Source organism: Klebsiella sp. JN_Kp126 (assembly GCF_033843325.1).
Lineage (GTDB): Bacteria > Pseudomonadota > Gammaproteobacteria > Enterobacterales > Enterobacteriaceae > Klebsiella > Klebsiella michiganensis.
On the sequence record NZ_JAWXQV010000093.1, the window covers coordinates 1 to 20,227 of the forward strand.

19 protein-coding genes and 1 tRNA gene are annotated in these 20,227 nt (G+C 56.3%); 13 read left to right on the forward strand and 7 right to left on the reverse strand.

Features of this window, described 5'->3' with window-relative positions; all coding sequences use genetic code 11:
* The first annotated feature begins 98 nt into the window (after positions 1-98).
* A tRNA-Trp gene (locus SIK97_RS25655) sits at positions 99-174 on the forward strand.
* Positions 175-255: 81 nt separating this feature from the next.
* Here SIK97_RS25655 and hdfR read toward each other — a convergent pair.
* Complete coding sequence (gene hdfR, locus SIK97_RS25660; protein ID WP_004097454.1) at positions 256-1,077, reverse strand: HTH-type transcriptional regulator HdfR; 822 nt, start codon at positions 1,075-1,077, stop codon at positions 256-258.
* Positions 1,078-1,195: 118 nt separating this feature from the next.
* Here hdfR and SIK97_RS25665 point away from each other — a divergent pair, with 118 nt between their 5' ends.
* Positions 1,196-1,534: a DUF413 domain-containing protein gene (locus SIK97_RS25665; protein WP_004097464.1), complete on the forward strand. Its 339-nt coding sequence runs from the start codon at positions 1,196-1,198 to the stop codon at positions 1,532-1,534.
* A gap of 23 nt (positions 1,535-1,557) precedes the next feature.
* On the opposite strand, the gene SIK97_RS25670 is transcribed toward SIK97_RS25665, so the two are convergent.
* Complete coding sequence (locus tag SIK97_RS25670) at positions 1,558-3,078, reverse strand: YifB family Mg chelatase-like AAA ATPase (protein WP_025108421.1); 1,521 nt, start codon at positions 3,076-3,078, stop codon at positions 1,558-1,560.
* A gap of 350 nt (positions 3,079-3,428) precedes the next feature.
* On the opposite strand from SIK97_RS25670, the gene ilvL reads away from it, so the two are divergent.
* The 6 genes from ilvL (at position 3,429) to ilvA (ending at position 9,972) form a co-directional block, all read left to right on the forward strand.
* Positions 3,429-3,527 (forward strand): ilv operon leader peptide, encoded by a 99-nt coding sequence (gene ilvL, locus SIK97_RS25675; RefSeq protein ID WP_001311244.1) that lies wholly within the window; start codon positions 3,429-3,431, stop codon positions 3,525-3,527.
* A 139-nt stretch (positions 3,528-3,666) separates the two neighbouring features.
* Positions 3,667-5,313, forward strand: a complete 1,647-nt coding sequence (gene ilvG, locus SIK97_RS25680) for an acetolactate synthase 2 catalytic subunit (RefSeq protein WP_032747330.1) — start codon at positions 3,667-3,669, stop codon at positions 5,311-5,313.
* The gene (ilvM, locus tag SIK97_RS25685) at positions 5,310-5,567 is read left to right on the forward strand and encodes an acetolactate synthase 2 small subunit (RefSeq protein WP_004097471.1); all 258 of its coding nucleotides are present in this window, start codon (positions 5,310-5,312) and stop codon (positions 5,565-5,567) included. The genes ilvG and ilvM overlap by 4 nt, the downstream gene beginning before the upstream one ends.
* A 16-nt stretch (positions 5,568-5,583) precedes the next feature.
* On the forward strand, positions 5,584-6,513 hold the full coding sequence (locus SIK97_RS25690) for a branched-chain amino acid transaminase (RefSeq protein ID WP_004097473.1): 930 nt from the start codon (positions 5,584-5,586) through the stop codon (positions 6,511-6,513).
* A gap of 61 nt (positions 6,514-6,574) precedes the next feature.
* Positions 6,575-8,425: a dihydroxy-acid dehydratase gene (ilvD, locus tag SIK97_RS25695; RefSeq protein ID WP_004097475.1), complete on the forward strand. Its 1,851-nt coding sequence runs from the start codon at positions 6,575-6,577 to the stop codon at positions 8,423-8,425.
* 2 nt (positions 8,426-8,427) lie between these two features.
* On the forward strand, positions 8,428-9,972 hold the full coding sequence (ilvA, locus tag SIK97_RS25700; protein ID WP_014227448.1) for a threonine ammonia-lyase, biosynthetic: 1,545 nt from the start codon (positions 8,428-8,430) through the stop codon (positions 9,970-9,972).
* A 56-nt stretch (positions 9,973-10,028) separates the two neighbouring features.
* Here ilvA and ilvY read toward each other — a convergent pair whose 3' ends face one another.
* A complete protein-coding gene (gene ilvY / locus SIK97_RS25705) occupies positions 10,029-10,919 on the reverse strand; it encodes an HTH-type transcriptional activator IlvY (RefSeq protein WP_004097479.1) in 891 nt (296 codons plus the stop codon).
* Positions 10,920-11,072: 153 nt separating this feature from the next.
* Between ilvY and ilvC the strand changes: the two genes are divergently transcribed.
* Complete coding sequence (gene ilvC / locus SIK97_RS25710) at positions 11,073-12,548, forward strand: ketol-acid reductoisomerase (RefSeq protein WP_003018001.1); 1,476 nt, start codon at positions 11,073-11,075, stop codon at positions 12,546-12,548.
* Positions 12,549-12,715: 167 nt separating this feature from the next.
* On the opposite strand, the gene ppiC (SIK97_RS25715) is transcribed toward ilvC, so the two are convergent.
* Together ppiC (SIK97_RS25715) and ppiC (SIK97_RS25720) are read right to left on the reverse strand one after the other, a co-directional pair.
* Positions 12,716-12,997 carry a peptidylprolyl isomerase PpiC gene (gene ppiC / locus SIK97_RS25715; RefSeq protein WP_004097481.1) on the reverse strand — a complete coding sequence of 94 codons (282 nt, stop codon included), beginning with the start codon at positions 12,995-12,997 and terminating at the stop codon, positions 12,716-12,718.
* 52 nt (positions 12,998-13,049) lie between these two features.
* Positions 13,050-13,331 (reverse strand): peptidylprolyl isomerase PpiC, encoded by a 282-nt coding sequence (ppiC, locus tag SIK97_RS25720; RefSeq protein WP_004127352.1) that lies wholly within the window; start codon positions 13,329-13,331, stop codon positions 13,050-13,052.
* A gap of 194 nt (positions 13,332-13,525) precedes the next feature.
* Between ppiC (SIK97_RS25720) and SIK97_RS25725 the strand changes: the two genes are divergently transcribed.
* From SIK97_RS25725 to rep, 4 genes are all read left to right on the forward strand, one after another.
* Positions 13,526-14,230, forward strand: coding sequence for a Crp/Fnr family transcriptional regulator (locus SIK97_RS25725; RefSeq protein WP_004097483.1), 705 nt, complete (start codon positions 13,526-13,528; stop codon positions 14,228-14,230).
* Between the two features lie 24 nt (positions 14,231-14,254).
* On the forward strand, positions 14,255-15,004 hold the full coding sequence (locus SIK97_RS25730; protein WP_032747332.1) for a nucleoside phosphorylase: 750 nt from the start codon (positions 14,255-14,257) through the stop codon (positions 15,002-15,004).
* The gene (gene pnuC / locus SIK97_RS25735) at positions 15,004-15,732 is read left to right on the forward strand and encodes a nicotinamide riboside transporter PnuC (RefSeq protein ID WP_032747333.1); all 729 of its coding nucleotides are present in this window, start codon (positions 15,004-15,006) and stop codon (positions 15,730-15,732) included. Before SIK97_RS25730 ends, pnuC begins: the two co-directional genes overlap by 1 nt.
* Positions 15,733-15,834: 102 nt before the next feature.
* Positions 15,835-17,853 (forward strand): DNA helicase Rep, encoded by a 2,019-nt coding sequence (gene rep, locus SIK97_RS25740; RefSeq protein ID WP_014227450.1) that lies wholly within the window; start codon positions 15,835-15,837, stop codon positions 17,851-17,853.
* 3 nt (positions 17,854-17,856) lie between these two features.
* Here the strand turns inward: rep and SIK97_RS25745 are convergent, their stop codons facing one another.
* Positions 17,857-18,819, reverse strand: a complete 963-nt coding sequence (locus SIK97_RS25745; RefSeq protein ID WP_025108416.1) for a PfkB family carbohydrate kinase — start codon at positions 18,817-18,819, stop codon at positions 17,857-17,859.
* Positions 18,803-20,218 (reverse strand): purine-cytosine permease family protein, encoded by a 1,416-nt coding sequence (locus SIK97_RS25750; RefSeq protein ID WP_014837065.1) that lies wholly within the window; start codon positions 20,216-20,218, stop codon positions 18,803-18,805. Before SIK97_RS25750 ends, SIK97_RS25745 begins: the two co-directional genes overlap by 17 nt.
* Positions 20,219-20,227: the final 9 nt, after the last annotated feature.

The following is a 20,227-nucleotide window of genomic DNA, read 5'->3' on the forward strand; positions in this document are numbered from 1 at the left end:
CTGTCACGCAGGGGGTCGCGGGTTCGAGTCCCGTCCGTTCCGCCACTTATTAAAAAATTAAGCCTGCTGATTAAGCAGGCTTAATGATAAGAAACTTTAGGGGCGTAGCTCAGTTGGTAGAGCACCGGTCTCCAAAACCGGGTGTCGCGAGTTCGAGTCTCTCCGCCCCTGCCATATATAATCCTTTGCTCAGGCAAAGGATTTTTTTTGCTTTAAATTTCCCGCCGATCGTCCTCCATCCCTGGAGGAGCGCGTTTATCCTAATATATTGTGCTTCAGGATCTCCCGAATCTGCGCTTGTTTATCGCTGTTCTGTAGCCAAATCGCATAGAGAGGCCTTGAAAGCGTCGCACTGTCGGTCACCGTATGCAGATTATTTTTCCCCTGTGCCCAGAGCACGGGCAGCCATGTACAGCCCTTAAGCGCGCTGAGCTGTTGGTAAGCTAACTCGGCAGAACTGGTGGTCAGCAGAGGAATATCATCATTTCCGATCAATCCCGCTTCGTTTTGTTGGAAATCGGGCCCCCATTCCAGGCGTAAATAATTCAATTCATTTGTGTATTTAGCCGGAGAGGCACAATAAAGCGCCAGGGTAAAATTACCCAGCAACTGGCTGCTTAGTTCATCCATCTTCGGCGATTCTGTCGTGATCAAGAGATCAAGCTGACGTTCGTGCAGCTGTTTGACCAGCGATTGCCGCTGCGCAATCCGCGCCTCAAACTGTAGGTTATAGGGCTCTGTATAGAGCTTTCCCAGCCATCCATTAAGCAGGCATTCCCACAGAGAAGCGCTGGCACCGATCGAAAATTCATTATGGCGGGAAGCATTCGCGACCTCCTTGCGCGCAGCTTGCCAGGTATTCATCAGGGTTTCGGCGTAGGGTAGCAGTTTCTCTCCGGCTGAGGTCAGACGGATATTATTACGATGACGGGTAAAAAGATTTACCCCCAGCTGGTTCTCCAGCTGACGAATACGAAAGCTAACTGCTGACTGCGTCAGATAAAGCGCCTCTGCGGCTCGGCCAAAGTGGCGAGTTCTGCTCACCTCAAGGAAAGTCTTGAGCAATTCCGTATCCACACTCTTCTCCGCAAAATTATTTGTCGTGATGATTTAAATGTTTTGTTTGACGCTCTGTCAAGCGTAACTAATACTCCGCGCCATAATTAGCTCGGCCAAAGAATCAGGAGCGTGTAGGATGGCGGAAAGCTTTACGACAACTAATCGTTTTTTCGACAATAAAAATTATCCGCGCGGGTTTTCCCGTCATGGAGATTTCACCATCAAAGAGGCGCAACTGCTGGAACGTCATGGTTATGCCTTTAATGAACTCGAACTAGGTAAACGCGAGCCTGTCACCGACGATGAAAAACAGTTTGTTTCGGTATGCCGTGGTGAACGTGAGCCCGCAACGGAAGCAGAACGCGTCTGGATTAAGTACATGGCGCGCATTAAGCGTCCGAAGCGTTTCCATACCCTGTCCGGCGGCAAGCCGCAGGTGGAAGGTACGGAAGATTACACAGAAAGCGATGATTAAGAAAAAGGGCGTAAGCCCTTTTTTTACGCCATCATTTTTTGTAGATGGCTCAACATTCTGTCTATTGCCCGATAGCCGAGAGCCTCCTGCAAATGATGACGTTCGATGCGTTCGACTGCCTCAATATCGGCAATAGTTCGGGAAACTTTAATCAGGCGCTGCCAGGCGCGGATTGAAAGACCGAGCTGTATTAGCGTCTGCTCCAGCCAGACAGCGTCATCTTTATGAAGCCGGCAGCAGATTTTCATCTCATCATTTCCCAGATGCGCGTTAAGTTTTTTCTGCCGCGATAGCTGCCTTTCGCGTGCGGCCAGAACACGTTGGCGTACGCAGGCGCTACTTTCCTCTTCGTTTGTTCCCTGGCTGAGCACCCCCGGCGGCGGAAGCGGGATCTCCAGGGAGAGATCAAATCGGTCAAGAAACGGGCCGGATAAACGACCCAGGTAGCGTAGCGTCTGTTCCGGTGAAGCGCGATTATGCTGGCCCTGATAGTGTCCTGTCGGGCTGGGATTCATCGCTGCAATAAGCTGGAAACGGGCTGGATAATCGATTTTGGCGCGCGTGCGTGAGATATGGATAACCCCTGACTCAATGGGTTCGCGTAACGCATCCAGCACCCTGCGTTCGAATTCAGGCAGCTCATCCAGGAACAGGACTCCGTTATGGGCAAGGGAGATCTCTCCCGGTGCCGGAATTGAGCCTCCGCCCACCATGGCCGCCAGGGAGGCGCTATGATGCGGGGCACGAAAGGGCCTGCGGCGCCAATTTTTCATGGCATGCCTGGAATCGACCAGGCTAAGTATTGCCGCGCTTTCCAGCGCTTCCTGATTACTCAGCGGCGGCAGTAGTCCCGGTAATCGACTGGCGAGCATCGTTTTTCCTGTGCCGGGCGGGCCTATCATCAGCAGGTTGTGACCACCTGCAGCGATGATTTCCAGCGCTCGTTTCCCCTGCCGCTGGCCAATAACATCACGCAGATCAACCGATGTTTCATCCGAATATTCCCCTTCTGGAAGGGGGTTAGCCAGGGTATGTCGACCTTCGAGAAAAGCGCAGACTTCCTGGAGATCGGTGGCGATAAGGCAGTCACTGCCGCCGATTAACCCCACCTCTGGAGAATTCTCATTAGAGATAACAATCTTCCGCCCCGCTTTTATGGCCTCCATGGCGCTGGATATGGCCCCAGGAACGCCACGCAGAGCGCCTGTAAGCGCCAGCTCGCCGACAAACTCATATTGATTTAGCCTGGGGGCCTTTAGCTGCTCTGAGGCCACCAGAAGCGCGAGAGCGATAGGTAAATCATATCTTCCCCCTTCTTTTGGTAGATCGGCCGGGGCCAGATTGATGGTGATTTTTTTCGCCGGATAAGCGTAACCGCTGTTGATAATCGCACTACGTACCCGGTCACGCGCTTCTCTAACCGTTGTTTCAGGCAGTCCTACCATTGTCAGACCTGGGAGCCCGTTGCTGATATGAACTTCAACCGTGATAAGCGGGGCACCGATCCCGAGAGCGGCGCGGGTGTAAACAATGGCGAGTGACATAACACCTCCTGAGTACCGGGATTATGTCGGGGATTTGCTGTTGAGTAATTCGGCAATATTAAATTCTGCATGCTTGCTCCCAGCCAATTTTCCGGCAATTTCCGCTTTGCACTGGTGTTGGATGCCGGCTCGTAAAATGCTGTCATCAGGCAACAAGATGAGAAAGTGCTGTGGAGCACGCCACAAATTGAAATATTTTCATTTCATATTTTTCCCATTAAAAACAATTGTTTTTTCTTAAATGGTTAGCAAGGTAAGAAATGAGGTCATAAAAAAATCTTGTGTTTAACGCGAAGTCTGTGGTAACTCTTTAGGTATTCCTTCGAACATGAAGCCAGAAAGAACATAAAATGACAGCCCTTCTACGAGTGATTAGCCTGGTCGTGATTAGCGTGGTGGTGATTATTATCCCACCGTGCGGGGCTGCACTTGGACGAGGAAAGGCTTAAAAAACAAGCCTTAACGAACTAAGACCCCCGCACCGAAAGGTCCGGGGGTTTTTTTATAACTTAAAAACAGAAAAGAGGAGCAGACGATGGCTGGTAGCATAAAATTCTGTTTCTCTCGATCTACGACGGGGAAGTAACTATGAATGGGGCGCGGTGGGTAGTACATGCTTTGCGAGCACAGGGAGTCGATACCGTTTTTGGCTATCCGGGTGGAGCAATTATGCCGGTTTACGATGCATTGTATGACGGCGGCGTGGAACACCTACTGTGCCGGCATGAACAGGGCGCGGCTATGGCGGCTATCGGCTATGCCAGGGCTACCGGCAAAACCGGGGTGTGTATCGCCACTTCGGGGCCTGGCGCAACCAACCTGATCACCGGCCTCGCCGACGCGCTGCTTGATTCCGTTCCCGTTGTTGCTATCACCGGCCAGGTTGCGGCCCCGTTCATTGGCACCGACGCATTCCAGGAAGTTGATGTCCTCGGTTTATCGCTGGCATGCACCAAGCATAGTTTCCTGGTGCAGTCGCTGGAAGAACTGCCGCGCATCATTGCCGAAGCTTTCCACGTAGCAAACTCCGGGCGTCCCGGTCCCGTGCTGGTCGATATCCCAAAGGATATCCAGCTGGCTCAGGGCGATCTCGATCCGCATTTTTCCATGGTAGCCGACGACGTTGATTTTCCATATGCGGATATCGAATACGCTTTGCAGATGCTGACCCAGTCGCAGAAGCCGATGTTATACGTTGGCGGCGGCGTGGGGATGGCGCAGGCGGTACCGGCGCTGCGCGAATTTCTTGCCGTTACGCAAATGCCCGTGACGTCTACCCTGAAAGGGCTGGGTGCGGTAGCGGCGGATTATCCCTACTATCTGGGCATGCTGGGGATGCACGGTACTAAAGCGGCCAACCTTGCAGTACAGGAATGTGACCTGCTGATCGCGGTAGGCGCCCGTTTTGACGATCGCGTCACCGGCAAGCTGAATACGTTTGCCCCGCACGCCAAAGTTATCCATATGGATATCGATCCGGCAGAACTGAACAAGCTCCGTCAGGCACATATCGGCCTGACCGGCGATTTGAATGTGATGCTGCCCGCGCTCCAGCAGCCGCTGTCTATCGACGCCTGGCGCCAACGTAATGCGCAGCTGCGCGCCGAGCATGCCTGGCGCTACGATCATCCGGGAGACGCTATCTATGCCCCGCTGCTGCTGAAGCAGCTTTCCGATCGCAAACCCGCAGACTGCGTCGTGACAACCGATGTGGGCCAGCATCAGATGTGGTCAGCGCAGCATATGAACTATACGCGCCCGGAGAATTTCATCACTTCCAGCGGATTAGGCACTATGGGTTTCGGCTTGCCCGCAGCGGTAGGCGCGCAGGTGGCCCGTCCAGACGATACGGTTATCTGTATCTCCGGTGACGGCTCCTTCATGATGAACGTGCAGGAGCTGGGCACCGTAAAACGCAAGCAGCTGCCGCTGAAGATAGTCTTACTGGACAACCAGCGTTTAGGAATGGTTCGACAATGGCAACAGCTGTTTTTTCAGGAACGTTATAGCGAAACCACCCTTACCGATAACCCCGATTTCCTTACTCTGGCCAGCGCCTTCGGCATCCCTGGTCAACACATCACCCGTAAAGACCAGGTTGAAGCGGCACTCGACACCATGCTTTCGAGCCAGGGGCCTTACCTGCTTCATGTCTCAATCGACGAACTTGAGAACGTCTGGCCGTTGGTGCCGCCCGGTGCCAGTAATGCAGAAATGCTGGAGAAATTATCATGATGCAACATCAGGTCGCCTTGCAGGCTCGCTCTAATCCTGAAACGTTAGAACGCGTGCTGCGCGTCGTGCGCCATCGCGGGTTCCAGATTTGCGCGATGAATATGGCAACCGCCGCCGATGCCCGGAATATTAATATTGAACTGACCGTTGCCAGCCAGCGGCCCGTCGAATTACTGTTTAGTCAATTAAGCAAACTGGTGGACGTCGCCTGCGTCGAGATCCAGCAGCCTACATCACAACAAATTCGCGCCTGAGCGCAAAGGAAGAACAATGACGACGAAAAAAGCTGATTACATTTGGTTCAATGGTGAGATGGTTCCGTGGGGCGAGGCGAAGGTTCACGTGATGTCCCATGCGCTGCACTACGGGACTTCCGTATTTGAAGGCATCCGTTGCTACGACTCTCACAAGGGACCGGTGGTGTTCCGTCACCGTGAACATATGCAGCGTTTGCATGACTCAGCAAAAATCTATCGTTTCCCGGTTTCTCAGAGCGTTGATGAGCTGATGGAAGCCTGCCGTGAAGTCATTCGTAAAAACAGTCTGACCAGCGCCTATATCCGCCCGTTAGTCTTCGTCGGCGACGTGGGCATGGGCGTCAACCCGCCTCCGGGCTATAACACTGACGTGATCATCGCGGCGTTCCCGTGGGGCGCCTACCTGGGCGCCGAAGCGCTGGATCAGGGGATCGATGCGATGGTTTCTTCCTGGAATCGCGCGGCGCCAAACACTATTCCGACCGCGGCCAAAGCCGGCGGTAACTATCTCTCTTCGCTGCTGGTCGGCAGCGAAGCGCGTCGCCATGGCTATCAGGAAGGTATCGCGCTGGACGTGAACGGCTACATCTCTGAAGGCGCCGGTGAAAACCTGTTTGAAGTGAAGGATGGCGTGCTGTTTACCCCGCCGTTCACCTCTTCCGCGCTGCCTGGCATCACCCGCGACGCTATCATCAAGCTGGCGAAAGATCTCGGCCTCGAAGTCCGCGAGCAGGTATTGTCCCGCGAGTCCCTGTACCTGGCCGACGAAGTGTTTATGTCCGGTACTGCCGCAGAGATCACGCCGGTACGCAGCGTTGATGGTATTCAGGTGGGCGAAGGCCGCTGCGGCCCGATCACCAAGCGCATTCAGCAAGCATTCTTTGGCCTCTTCACCGGTGAAACCGAGGATAAATGGGGCTGGTTGGATCAGGTTAATCAATAAGCATAAAAAAATGGGGCGACACGCAACGCCCCATTTCACCGAAACTGGGAGTAACTAAAGCATGCCTAAGTACCGTTCCGCCACAACCACTCACGGCCGTAATATGGCGGGTGCCCGCGCGCTGTGGCGCGCCACTGGAATGACCGACGATGATTTCGGTAAGCCGATTATCGCCGTGGTGAACTCTTTCACCCAGTTCGTGCCGGGCCACGTTCACCTGCGCGATCTCGGCAAACTGGTTGCTGAGCAAATCGAGGCCGCTGGCGGCGTCGCCAAAGAATTCAACACCATTGCGGTGGATGATGGGATCGCGATGGGCCACGGGGGTATGCTTTATTCACTGCCATCCCGCGAACTGATCGCCGACTCGGTTGAGTATATGGTTAACGCCCACTGTGCTGATGCGATGGTCTGTATCTCCAACTGCGACAAAATCACCCCGGGGATGTTAATGGCGTCTCTGCGCCTGAATATTCCGGTCATTTTTGTTTCCGGTGGCCCGATGGAAGCCGGGAAAACCAAACTGTCCGATCAAATCATTAAACTCGACCTCGTTGACGCGATGATTCAGGGCGCTGACCCGAAAGTCTCCGACGATCAGAGTAATCAGGTTGAGCGTTCCGCCTGCCCGACGTGCGGCTCTTGTTCGGGAATGTTCACCGCGAACTCCATGAACTGCCTGACCGAAGCGCTGGGCCTGTCGCAGCCGGGCAACGGCTCGCTGCTGGCGACTCACGCCGATCGTAAACAGCTATTCCTCAATGCGGGCTCACGTATCGTTGAGCTGACTAAACGCTATTACGAGCAGGACGATGCCTCTGCGCTGCCGCGTAATATCGCCAATAAGGCGGCGTTTGAAAACGCCATGACGCTGGATATCGCCATGGGCGGTTCCACCAATACCGTACTGCATCTGCTGGCGGCGGCGCAGGAAGCGGAAATCGACTTCACCATGAGCGATATCGATAAACTTTCCCGCAAAGTGCCGCAGCTGTGTAAGGTCGCGCCAAGTACGCAGAAATATCATATGGAAGACGTGCATCGCGCGGGCGGCGTATTGGGTATTTTAGGTGAACTGGATCGTGCCGGGCTGCTGAACCGCGATGTGAAAAACGTGCTTGGTTTGTCCCTGCCGCAGACGCTGGAGCAGTACGATATCACCGTCACGCAGGATGAAGCGGTTAAGAAGATGTTCCGCGCTGGCCCTGCGGGTATCCGCACAACGCAGGCTTTCTCTCAGAACTGCCGTTGGGACACCCTGGATGACGATCGCGCAGAAGGCTGTATCCGCTCGCTGGAACATGCTTACAGCAAGGACGGCGGTCTGGCGGTTCTGTACGGCAACTTTGCCGAGAACGGCTGTATCGTGAAAACCGCCGGCGTTGACGACAGTATCCTCAAGTTTACCGGCCCGGCGAAGGTATACGAAAGCCAGGACGCGGCTGTGGATGCGATCCTCGGCGGCAAGGTGGTCGCCGGTGACGTAGTCGTCATCCGCTATGAAGGGCCGAAAGGCGGGCCGGGGATGCAGGAGATGCTCTACCCGACGACCTTCCTGAAATCAATGGGCCTGGGTAAAGCCTGTGCGCTGATTACCGACGGACGCTTCTCCGGCGGTACCTCGGGTCTCTCTATTGGTCACGTTTCTCCGGAAGCGGCCAGCGGTGGCAATATCGCGATCATTGAAGATGGCGACATGATTGCTATCGATATCCCGAACCGTGGCATTCAGCTGCAGCTAAGCGATGCCGAGATTGCGGCGCGCCGCGAAGCTCAGGAAGCGCGCGGTGATAAAGCATGGACGCCGAAAGATCGCGAGCGTCAGGTTTCCTTTGCCCTTCGCGCCTATGCCAGCCTGGCAACCAGCGCCGACAAAGGCGCGGTGCGCGATAAATCGAAACTTGGGGGTTAATGATGGCCGAGTCTCAACCCCTCTCCGCCGCCCCCGAGGGGGCGGAATACCTCAGAGCGGTACTGCGCGCGCCGGTATACGAAGCCGCGCAGATCACGCCGCTGCAAAAAATGGAAAAGCTCTCGTCGCGCCTCGATAACGTTGTGCTGGTGAAGCGTGAAGATCGTCAGCCGGTGCACAGCTTTAAGCTGCGCGGAGCCTACGCGATGATGGCGGGCCTGACGGAAGAGCAAAAATCGCATGGCGTGATTACCGCTTCGGCGGGTAATCATGCGCAGGGCGTGGCTTTCTCGGCATCTCGCCTGGGCGTGAAGGCGCTCATCGTTATGCCAACCGCCACCGCGGATATCAAAGTTGATGCGGTGCGAGGCTTCGGCGGCGAAGTGCTGCTGCACGGCGCGAATTTCGATGAAGCCAAGGCCAAAGCCATCGAACTGGCGCAGCAGCAGGGGTTCACCTGGGTTCCGCCTTTCGACCATCCGATGGTGATTGCCGGGCAGGGGACGCTGGCGCTGGAGCTGCTGCAGCAGGATGCCCATATCGATCGCGTATTTGTCCCGGTCGGCGGCGGCGGTCTCGCGGCCGGCGTGGCGGTGCTGATCAAACAGCTGATGCCGCAGATCAAAGTCATTGCGGTTGAGGCCGAGGATTCTGCCTGTCTGAAAGCCGCGCTGGATGCGGGTCATCCGGTCGATTTACCCCGCGTTGGGCTTTTTGCCGAAGGCGTGGCGGTGAAACGCATCGGCGATGAGACTTTCCGTCTGTGCCAGGAGTATCTCGACGACATCGTTACCGTCGATAGCGATGCCATCTGCGCGGCGATGAAAGACCTGTTTGAAGATGTGCGTGCGGTAGCAGAACCTTCCGGGGCGCTGGCGCTGGCGGGGATGAAAAAATATATCGCTCAGCATAATATTCGCGGCGAACGCCTGGCGCACGTGCTTTCCGGCGCGAACGTCAACTTCCACGGCCTGCGCTACGTTTCCGAACGCTGCGAGCTGGGAGAACAGCGCGAAGCGCTGCTGGCGGTCACCATTCCGGAAGAGAAGGGCAGCTTCCTCAAGTTCTGCCAGCTGCTGGGCGGCCGTTCGGTGACCGAGTTCAACTACCGCTTCGCGGATGCGAAAAATGCCTGCATTTTTGTCGGCGTGCGCCTGAGCCGGGGGCTGGAAGAGCGGAAAGAGATCCTCAACCTGCTGCACGACGGTGGCTACAGCGTAGTGGATCTCTCCGACGATGAAATGGCCAAGCTACACGTGCGCTACATGGTCGGCGGGCGTCCGTCTCAGCCGCTGCAGGAGCGTTTGTTCAGCTTCGAGTTTCCGGAATCGCCCGGCGCGCTGCTGAAGTTCCTGCATACGCTGGGCACCCACTGGAACATCTCTCTGTTCCACTATCGCAGTCACGGTACCGATTACGGCCGCGTGCTGGCGGCATTCGAACTGGGCGATCATGAGCCTGACTTCGAAACCCGCTTGCATGAGCTGGGCTACGATTGCCATGATGAAAGCAATAATCCAGCGTTCAGGTTCTTCCTCGCCGGTTAAGAAGCGCTGTGCTTGTCAGGCCTGCGGTCGGGCTGTAGGCCTGAGCAGGCCCGGCATTAGTGGCCAGGCAGCAAATTCCAGAACGCATTAATCAGCGGCTCATGCAGCCGCTTTTTTGGCGCGCAGACGCCCAGCTCAAACGGGGTTTTCTCGTCGCTACGCTCCAGAATCATCACGCGATTGCGCACTGGCTCAGGGCTGTTTTCCAGCACCACCTCCGGCAGCAGCGCGACGCCGCAGCCGAGCGCCACCATGGAGACCATGGCTTCATGCCCGCCCACCGTGGCGTAAATTGACGGATTACTGATTTTATGGCGGCGAAACCATAGCTCAATGCGGCGACGCACGGGGCCCTGGTCGGCCATAATAAAGGGTACCGTTGCCCAGTCAGGCTTCTCCACTGAGACCTGGTTACGAACCGGACAAGGCAGCGCCGGGGCGATCAGCACCACCGCCAGATTCTCCAGCATGGAAAAAGCCACCGCGCCGGGCAGCGTTTCCGGTTTCCCGGCAATCGCCAGATCGGCCTCACCCGTCACCACTTTTTCCATCGCATCAGCGGCATCGCCGGTGGTGAGCTTTATTTCCACCGAGGGATGCTCGGCGCGGAAACGATCGAGAATCGGTGGCAGATGGCTATAAGCGGCCGTCACCGAACAGAAGATATGCAGTTCGCCCGACAGCGACGGACCTTGCTGATCGATAGTGTGGCGCAGCTGCTGATACTGCAACAGCGTCTGCTGGGCAAACGTTCGTAGCTCTTCTCCCGCTTCGGTAAGCGTTACCGTGCGGTTATCACGGACAAACAGCGGCTGCCCGAGGTCTTCCTCCAGGCGCTGAATTTGTCGGGAAAGCGTGGAGGGGCTGACGTGCATCGCCCGCGCGCTGCGGCCAAAATGGCGGCTTTCAGCCAGATGCAGGAAGGTTTTCAGATCGCGTAAATCCACCGGCGGCACTCCACGATTTTACATTGCAGAAATTGCAACGTGACGTTGTGAATATATCAATTTCCGCAATAAATTTCCTGTTGTAATGTGGGTACATTCTCGCTGAAAGGCGAACCGAACAAAATAAGACACACAACATCACGAGGTATCACCATGGCTAACTACTTTAATACACTGAACCTGCGCCAGCAGCTGGCGCAGCTGGGCAAATGTCGCTTTATGGGTCGCGACGAATTCGCCGATGGCGCAAGCTACCTTCAGGGTAAAAAAGTGGTCATCGTCGGCTGTGGCGCTCAGGGCCTGAACCAGGGTCTGAACATGCGCGACTCCGGTCTGGATATCTCCTACGCGCTGCGTAAAGAAGCGATTGCCGAAAAGCGCGCATCATGGCGCAAAGCAACCGAAAATGGCTTCAAGGTGGGTACCTACGAAGAGCTGATCCCGCAGGCCGATCTGGTGGTTAACCTGACGCCGGACAAACAGCACTCTGACGTTGTACGTTCCGTTCAGCCGCTGATGAAAGACGGCGCGGCGCTGGGCTACTCTCACGGCTTCAACATCGTGGAAGTTGGCGAGCAGATCCGTAAAGATATCACCGTCGTGATGGTGGCGCCGAAGTGCCCGGGTACCGAAGTACGTGAAGAGTACAAACGCGGTTTCGGCGTTCCGACCCTGATCGCGGTTCACCCGGAAAACGATCCGAAAGGCGAAGGTATGGCCATCGCTAAAGCCTGGGCTGCGGCGACCGGCGGTCACCGTGCGGGCGTGCTGGAATCGTCCTTCGTTGCCGAAGTGAAATCCGACCTGATGGGCGAGCAGACCATCCTCTGCGGTATGCTGCAGGCCGGTTCTCTGCTGTGCTTCGATAAGCTGGTGGAAGAGGGTACCGACCCGGCATACGCCGAAAAACTGATTCAGTTCGGCTGGGAAACCATCACCGAAGCGCTGAAGCAGGGCGGTATCACCCTGATGATGGATCGTCTGTCTAACCCGGCTAAGCTGCGTGCTTACGCGCTGTCCGAACAGCTGAAAGAGATTATGGCGCCGCTGTTCCAGAAGCATATGGATGACATCATCTCCGGTGAATTCTCCTCCGGCATGATGGCTGACTGGGCCAACGACGATAAAAAACTGCTGACCTGGCGTGAAGAGACCGGCAAAACCGCGTTCGAAACCGCACCGCAGTTTGAAGGTAAAATTGGCGAGCAGGAGTACTTCGATAAAGGCGTTCTGATGATCGCAATGGTGAAAGCGGGCGTTGAGCTGGCGTTTGAAACCATGGTGGATTCCGGCATCATCGAAGAGTCCGCTTACTACGAATCACTGCACGAGCTGCCGCTGATCGCCAACACCATCGCTCGTAAGCGTCTGTACGAAATGAACGTGGTTATCTCCGATACCGCTGAATACGGTAACTACCTGTTCTCTTACGCCTGCGTACCGCTGCTGAAAGAGTTCATGACCACCCTGCAGACCGGCGACCTGGGCAAAGCGATTGCCGAAGGCGCGGTAGACAACGCTCAGCTGCGCGACGTGAACGAAGCCATTCGCAGCCACGCTATCGAGCAGGTTGGTAAGAAACTGCGCGGCTATATGACCGACATGAAACGCATTGCGGTAGCGGGCTAATTCCCCGTCGTCTTTCAACTTGCAGATGCGTTGGCTGCGTTCGTACACCCCAGTCACATAGTTATCTATGCTCCTGGGGCTGTACTCACTTGCCGCCTTCCTGCAAGCTGAAATCCTTAGGGGAAAGCTGTGAGATAAAAAACCGGTGCAATAAGACACCGGTTTTTTTAATTGCGGTACAGCACCTTGATGATGTGATAACCAAACTGGGTGTGTAGCGGGCCGGTCGGCTCCAGCACCGGGCAGGAGAAGACGACTTTATCAAACGCCGGCACCATCTGGCCCTGGCGGAATTCACCTAAATCGCCACCGCGTTTGCCTGACGGGCAGATCGAGTGCTTCTTCGCCAGTTTACCGAAATCGGCGCCGTTTTTAATTTGCTCCAGAAGATCCAGTGCCAGCTGCTCTTCTTTAACCAGGATATGCAGTGCTGCTGCCGTTTTTGCCATGATCGTACCTTGATGGAATAGGAGATGAATCAGGGCGCAATAGTAGCATGGGCTAGCGGCGATACAGCACCTTAATGATGTGGTAGCCGAATTTGGTTTTGACCGGTCCGTAAGGCTTGAGCAGCGGGCAGCTGAAGACCGCCTTATCGAACGGCCCGACCATAACGCCTTGATTAAACTCCCCGAGATCGCCGCCGTTGCGTCCGGATGGGCACTTTGAATAGCGCTTTGCCAGATGATCGAAGCTCACGCCACGTTCCAGTTTGGCGAGGATCTCTTGTGCTAGCTTCTCTTCTTTTACCAGGATATGCAGGGCCGCTGCGCTCTTTGCCATTATTTTGCTCTCATGTCTCAAAGATATCCCGTTACTTTACCATCCGCTTTGGTCGCGGACCTATACTCTTCGCCATCGCGGGACAGGTGTCTCGCCTGATAGACGGAAGCGGGAGATGGGCAACACTTTTCTTCGGCGTTTTCCCTCTGGCCGGGGACAGCCGTCCTGTCCTTATCGTCGTGGAGCGAGATAACATGGATACAATGAAAAAACCTGAATTTTCAGTCGGCTGGCTTTCCGGGCTGAGCGAGATTGTGCGCGATCCGCTGCTCTATGAATTACTGAAATATTGTCCTCTGGAGATCATGCGGCGCTGGCGCTTCGAAGACATTCCGCGCGGTGATTTTATCTGCCGACAGGGGGAAGTGTGCCAGCGTTTTTCTCTGATTATCGCCGGTGAGGTGGACGTTTTCTATGAGGCTGAAGACGGGCGCCGCTACCGTCAGGCCCGCTACCGTAAAGGCGACATGGTGGGCGAACTCGAGATCTTTGAGTCGCGTCATTACATCTGCTCGGTGGTGGCGGTGGACCATGTGCAGCTCCTGAGCCTGTCGCAGGAACATTTCTGCCGCTGGCTGGCGCTGGATAACCACTTTAACCAGCGGATGCTGCGCTTCTTTAGCCAGCAATATTATCAGCTGTCGAAAAAGGCCAGTAGCGACAATCTTTACTCGCTGCATCAGCGGGTGTGTCAGGCGCTATGGCTGCGTTATCAACAGGATGGCGCGAATGAAATCTTGCTGGATAAGCAGAATCTCAGTCAGGAGTTCGCGGCGACGACCCGCAGCATTAACCGTATTTTGCATGACCTGAAAGCACTACAGATTATTGATACCGATGGTGAACGCATTGTGTTGTTAGCTCCTGAAAAACTGAAGCAGGAGGCTGATATCGGATAACCGCAAGAGTAAGGAGGCGGGAGAATGTCGCTGCAACCCCATATCCAGTTAAGCAAAGAGATGACCGGCGCGCGGTACGCGCTGCTGCCGGGCGACCCGCAGCGGGTCGACCGCATCGTCAAGTTTCTTGATAATCCACAGCTGCTCGGTCAGAACCGGGAGTTTCGCGCCGCGCGCGGCTGGTATCAGGGCATCGAGATTTTGGTGCTCTCCACCGGTATCGGCGGACCCTCCACGGCGATCGCCATTGAAGAGCTGCGCCAGATTGGCGTAACAACCCTGATTCGTATCGGCAGCTGCGGCGCATTGCAGGATAATCTTGCGCTCGGCGATGTGATTATCGCTCACGCTGCGGTGATGGATGATGGTACCAGCCGAACCTATGCGCCGGCGGGCTATCCGGCCTGCGCCGACCCGCTGCTGACCTGGGAACTGGTGGCGCAGGCGCGGCAAATGAACATCCCCGCCGCGTGCGGGCTGGTGCGCAGCCACGACAGTTTCTATACCGATCGTGAGGCGGAACTGGATGCGCAGTGGTCGGCGCGAGGCGTTCTGGGCGCGGATATGGAGAGCGCCGCCCTGATGACTATCGGCGCGCTGCGCGGCCTACGTACGGCATCATTACTCAACGTGGTTGTTGCCCACAACGGTTGCCTGGATAGCAGCATCAATGATTATGTCCAGCAGGAGGCGCTGTGCCAGCAGGGCGAAGAACGGCAAATTACCCTGGCGCTGCGCGCCATTTATTCCGCTAGCCAGCAAGGAGGTTTGTGATGGACTTTTTTAGCATTAACAATGTGATGGTCAACATTCCTCTTGGCGAAGGCGGCTATGCGCTATCGTGGATTGAGGCTATCGGTACCGTATTCGGCCTGCTGTGCATCTGGTGCGCCAGCCGGGAAAAAATCATCAACTATCTGTTTGGCCTGATTAACGTCACGCTGTTTGCGGCGATCTTTTTCCAGATCCAGCTCTATGCCAGCCTGCTGCTGCAGGTCTTTTTCTTCGCTGCCAATATTTACGGCTGGTACGCGTGGAGCCGGCAAAACGAGGCGCAGGAGGCCGCGCTCAAGGTACGCTGGCTTTCCCGTCAGCAAACGCTGGCGCTGGGCGGCGTCTGCGCGGTGGCGATTGTGCTGATGACGCTGTTTATCGATCCGGTGTTCGCGACGCTCACTCGTATCATGATTGCTCTGCTGCAAACGTTCGGTATGCAGGTCGCGATGCCCGACCTCCAGCCAGACGCCTTCCCGTTCTGGGATTCCACCATGCTGGTGTTGTCGATTGCCGCCATGGTGCTGATGACGCGTAAATTCGTCGAAAACTGGCTGCTGTGGGTGGTTATCGACGTGATTAGCGTGGTTATCTACGCGGTACAGGGCGTTTACGCCATGTCGCTTGAGTATGTCCTGCTGACGGCGATCGCGGTAATGGGTTCATACAGCTGGATCAAAAGCGCACAGCGTAACGGCTATACGCCGCTTGCCTCGGCCGCATCCTGATTGACCGATTTCCAGGCTGCCTGAATGGGCAGCCTGTTGCTCTCTGTGCCCCTCTTTCTGCTACAATCCCCACCCCGTTCGAAGATTGAGCAAAAGACTCCCATGCGTTTAAATCCTGGCCAACAACAAGCCGTCGAATTCGTTACCGGACCGTGCCTGGTGCTGGCGGGTGCCGGTTCCGGTAAGACCCGCGTGATTACCAATAAAATCGCCCACCTGATCCGCGGCTGCGGCTATCAGGCGCGTCATATCGCGGCGGTCACCTTTACCAACAAGGCGGCGCGCGAAATGAAAGAGCGCGTCGGGCAAACGCTGGGACGCAAAGAGGCGCGCGGCCTGATGATTTCCACCTTCCACACGCTGGGGCTGGATATCATCAAACGCGAATACGCCGCGTTAGGGATGAAATCAAACTTCTCGCTGTTCGACGATACCGACCAGGTGGCGCTGTTAAAAGAGCTCACCGAAGGGCTGATCGAAGACGATAAAGTGGTGCTTCAGCAGCTGATCTCGACGATCTCCAACTGGAAAAACGATCTGCAAACCCCTGCTCAGGCCGCCGCTGGGGCGAAAGGGGAGCGGGATCGGATCTTTGCTCACTGCTACGGGCTGTACGACGCGCACATGAAAGCCTGCAACGTACTCGACTTTGACGATCTGATCCTGCTGCCAACGCTGCTGCTGCAGCGCAACGAAGAGGTGCGGGAGCGCTGGCAGAATAAGATTCGCTATCTGCTGGTGGATGAATACCAGGACACCAACACCAGCCAGTACGAGCTGGTGAAACTGCTGGTGGGACAGCGGGCGCGCTTTACCGTGGTCGGCGATGACGATCAGTCGATCTACTCCTGGCGCGGCGCGCGGCCGCAGAACCTGGTCCTGCTAAGCCAGGATTTCCCGGCGCTGCAGGTGATCAAGCTGGAGCAAAACTACCGTTCTTCCGGGCGCATCCTGAAGGCGGCTAACATCCTGATTGCCAATAACCCACACGTTTTCGAGAAGCGTCTGTTTTCCGAACTGGGCTATGGCGTAGAGCTGAAGGTGCTCTCTGCCAATAACGAAGACCATGAGGCGGAGCGCGTTGCCGGTGAACTCATCGCGCATCACTTTATTAATAAAACCGCCTATAAGGACTACGCGATCCTGTATCGCGGTAACCATCAGTCGCGGGTTTTTGAAAAGATGCTGATGCAGAACCGCATCCCGTACAAAATTTCCGGCGGCACGTCGTTCTTTTCCCGCCCGGAAATTAAAGACCTGCTGGCCTATCTGCGCGTGCTGACTAATCCCGATGATGACAGCGCTTTCATGCGCATCGTTAATACGCCAAAGCGTGAAATCGGTTCGGCGACGCTGAAAAAGCTGGGTGAATGGGCGATGGGGCGCAATAAAAGCATGTTTACCGCCAGCTTCGATATGGGCCTGACCCAGACCCTGAACGGACGCGGCTATGAGTCTTTGACCCGCTTTACCCACTGGCTGCGGGAGATCCAGCAGCTTTCAGAGCGTGAACCGATTGCCGCCGTCCGCGATCTGATCCGCGGCGTGGATTATGAATCCTGGCTCTATGAGACCTCGCCCAGCCCGAAAGCCGCCGAAATGCGGATGAAAAACGTCAATACGCTGTTCACGTGGATGACCGAAATGCTCGAAGGCAGCGAGATCGATGAACCGATGACGCTTACTCAGGTCGTTACCCGCTTTACCCTGCGCGATATGATGGAGCGCGGCGAGTCGGATGAGGAGACGGATCAGGTGCAGCTGATGACGCTTCACGCGTCAAAGGGGCTGGAGTTCCCCTACGTCTACCTGGTTGGTATGGAAGAGGGGCTGCTGCCGCACCAGAGCAGCATTGATGAAGACAACGTCGATGAAGAGCGCCGTCTTGCCTACGTAGGTATCACCCGCGCGCAGAAAGAGCTGACTTTTACCCTGTGCAAAGAGCGCCGTCAGTACGGCGAGCTGGTGCGGCCGGAGCCGAGCCGTTTTCTGCTGGAACTGCCGCAGGACGACCTGATTTGGGAGCAGGAGCGCAAAGTGATTTCGCCGGAAGAGCGCATGCATAAAGGCCAGGCGAACGTCGCCAACATCAGGGCGATGCTGGCGAAAGCGCGTAAATAGCGGCTAGCGGCTGTTTTGCTGTTGAATCTGGAACTGACGTAGCGCTTTGCGACCGGGCGCGCCGTCTGAACCGGGTTGACTGACGACAATGGCCGCCACTTCATTGCCCAGCCGCGTTGCCTGCTGCAGATCCATCCCGCAGGCCAGCCCGGCGATCGTACCGGCACAGTGGCTGTCTCCTGCGGCAATCGTGTCGTGGACCTTCACGCGGCAGGCCGGAATATGCTGCGGTGCTGCGTCAGGTTCAACCACCCATGCGCCATCCTTATCAAACCGACAGATCGCCCGAATATGCCAGTCGCTGGCGAGCCGTGAGGCGGCATCAAGGGTCGCGCTATCCAAATCGTATAAACGCGCGCACAGCACGCTGAGTTCATCGCGATTCAGGGTGAGCAGGGGGCGTTTGCGCAGCAGCGCCTGGATAAAGTGAATATCCAGGTCGCACAGACGCGGGCCAAAATCGACGAACAGCGTTTTATCTTCCGTCTGGGCAAGGATCCACTGGCGCAGCGCTTCGCTGGCCAGTTCGTATCCCGAGACGTAAATAATTGCCTCCTTCGGCAGCGGTATTTGCGCTAATAGTTCATCAGTCCAGTGCTGTTCGCAGCCCTCAATGGTGATAAACGTCCGCTCTTTGCTGGCTTCGACAAGAGCCAGACACCAGCCGTTATCGTGGGTGGGATGGCGCAAGAGGACGGGCAAGTTTTCCAGCGCCATTTTTTGCGCAACGGCCTGCCCCCAATCGCCATTGCCTACCGGTATGGCGTTAATGGGAAACAGTTCGAGGCGCGAGAGCGCGCGGGCGACGTTGAACGCACAGCCGCCAATCTGCCGTCCGCCGTCGCGGGCGGAGACATCGCTACCGCTTTGCGGCAGCGCATCGAGATGGAGAATAATGTCGCCAAAAGCGGCGCCGATAACCACGATCGGCCGCTGAGGCGATAGCAGGTCAGCGCTGATTGTCACGGCAGGCCCCCTTTCTCGTTCCGAAGGCGAGATACAGCGCCAGGCTCAGAATAAAAGAGACGAATAACCCGAGGCTGGAGTCCGCGAAAATACCGACCGCGAAAGGTCCGTCGATAAAACCGGTTTTAGAGACCATCAATCCTGCCAGCGCACCGACAATCCAGCAGCCCAGCGCGGTACGGTTTGCGCCGCTCTCCCTGAATAAATCAGCTTCAGGATATCCGGCACGGCGGCGCAGCCGATAAAAATCGACCATAAAGATGGCGGCCCAGGCGGCCAGAAATACGCCGCAGAAAATCAAAAACGCGATGAACGGCCCGAGAAAATCTTTCGAGACAAACAGCACGTAGAGGGCAATCCCCAGCACCAGCACGGCGTCGAGGGCCACGGCGGAACGCTGCTGTAGCTTAATCCCCATGCTTAACAGGTTAAGGCTGGCGGAATAGAGGCTCAACACGGCGATGGTCACGACCCCGGCGGTAGCCGCGGCCAGATAGGGGATTGCCATCCACGAAGGCAGCAGTTTACCGATCGCTGAAATGGGGTTCTCGCTGGAGGCCAGATCGGGGATCTGCGCGGTAAGCAGTATTCCGGTGAGCATCAGCAACAGCAGCGGGAGGGCGGCGCCGCTGACCACGGCGAGAAAAATAGGCTTTTCCCCGGAGTCAGGGCGCTGATCGCGACTATAGTCGGCGCCGGCGATAGCCCAGCTGATACCTGTGCCCGCAGCAATAATAGACACGGCCGGCAGAAAGCCGGTCAGCCAGCTGCCTGAAGGCAGCGCGAGGATGGCCTGCCAGTCCGCGGTGAAGAGTAAATAGATCACCACCAGCAGCGTCATGGCGCCAAAGATCCGGGTGATCCATTTTTGCATCATCAGCACGGCGTTTTGCCCGAGCACGCTGACCAGTACGGTCAGCCCGCCAAACAAGAAAAGCGACAGCGCGGTGGTGGTCAGACTCTCTTCAAAACCCATGGCGGCAAACAGCGCGACGAGGGTGAGCGTGCCGGTAATGATATTGACTGCTTCCCAGCCCATCAGATTCACCCAACAGAAGCTGGTGGGGGCGATATTACCGCGTTTGCCAAAAATGACGCGGGAGAGGGTTAGCGTCGTCGTACGACCAATTTTCCCGGCGATGCTGGTGATGCCGACCAGCGCAAAGGAGGCGACGCCCGCCACGGCGGCCAGAATCGCCTGCCAGAATGAGAGGCCGAACGACACTATCACCGCGCCGTAAACGACGCCAAGAATGCCAATATTCGCGGCGCACCAGACGAAAAACAGCTGGACCGGTTTCTGGGTCTGGTGGACCGGGGGGACCAGACCGATCCCTAATTCTGCCATTCCGGGATCTGCCGCCTGGATATTTCCATCGTATGAAGCTTTGCTGTCCATAGTGATACC

Coding starts and splice junctions, on each gene's coding strand:
- SIK97_RS25670 (WP_025108421.1), bottom strand. CDS start 3,078: ATGTCACTCGCCATTGTTTACACCCGCGCCGCTCTCGGGATCGGTGCC.
- ilvM (WP_004097471.1), top strand. CDS start 5,310: ATGATGCAACATCAGGTCGCCTTGCAGGCTCGCTCTAATCCTGAAACG.
- ilvG (WP_032747330.1), top strand. CDS start 3,667: ATGAATGGGGCGCGGTGGGTAGTACATGCTTTGCGAGCACAGGGAGTC.
- ilvA (WP_014227448.1), top strand. CDS start 8,428: ATGGCCGAGTCTCAACCCCTCTCCGCCGCCCCCGAGGGGGCGGAATAC.
- pnuC (WP_032747333.1), top strand. CDS start 15,004: ATGGACTTTTTTAGCATTAACAATGTGATGGTCAACATTCCTCTTGGC.
- ppiC (WP_004127352.1), bottom strand. CDS start 13,331: ATGGCAAAGAGCGCAGCGGCCCTGCATATCCTGGTAAAAGAAGAGAAG.
- ilvD (WP_004097475.1), top strand. CDS start 6,575: ATGCCTAAGTACCGTTCCGCCACAACCACTCACGGCCGTAATATGGCG.
- ppiC (WP_004097481.1), bottom strand. CDS start 12,997: ATGGCAAAAACGGCAGCAGCACTGCATATCCTGGTTAAAGAAGAGCAG.
- rep (WP_014227450.1), top strand. CDS start 15,835: ATGCGTTTAAATCCTGGCCAACAACAAGCCGTCGAATTCGTTACCGGA.
- SIK97_RS25725 (WP_004097483.1), top strand. CDS start 13,526: ATGGATACAATGAAAAAACCTGAATTTTCAGTCGGCTGGCTTTCCGGG.
- SIK97_RS25690 (WP_004097473.1), top strand. CDS start 5,584: ATGACGACGAAAAAAGCTGATTACATTTGGTTCAATGGTGAGATGGTT.
- SIK97_RS25730 (WP_032747332.1), top strand. CDS start 14,255: ATGTCGCTGCAACCCCATATCCAGTTAAGCAAAGAGATGACCGGCGCG.
- SIK97_RS25665 (WP_004097464.1), top strand. CDS start 1,196: ATGGCGGAAAGCTTTACGACAACTAATCGTTTTTTCGACAATAAAAAT.
- SIK97_RS25750 (WP_014837065.1), bottom strand. CDS start 20,218: ATGGACAGCAAAGCTTCATACGATGGAAATATCCAGGCGGCAGATCCC.
- ilvL (WP_001311244.1), top strand. CDS start 3,429: ATGACAGCCCTTCTACGAGTGATTAGCCTGGTCGTGATTAGCGTGGTG.
- ilvC (WP_003018001.1), top strand. CDS start 11,073: ATGGCTAACTACTTTAATACACTGAACCTGCGCCAGCAGCTGGCGCAG.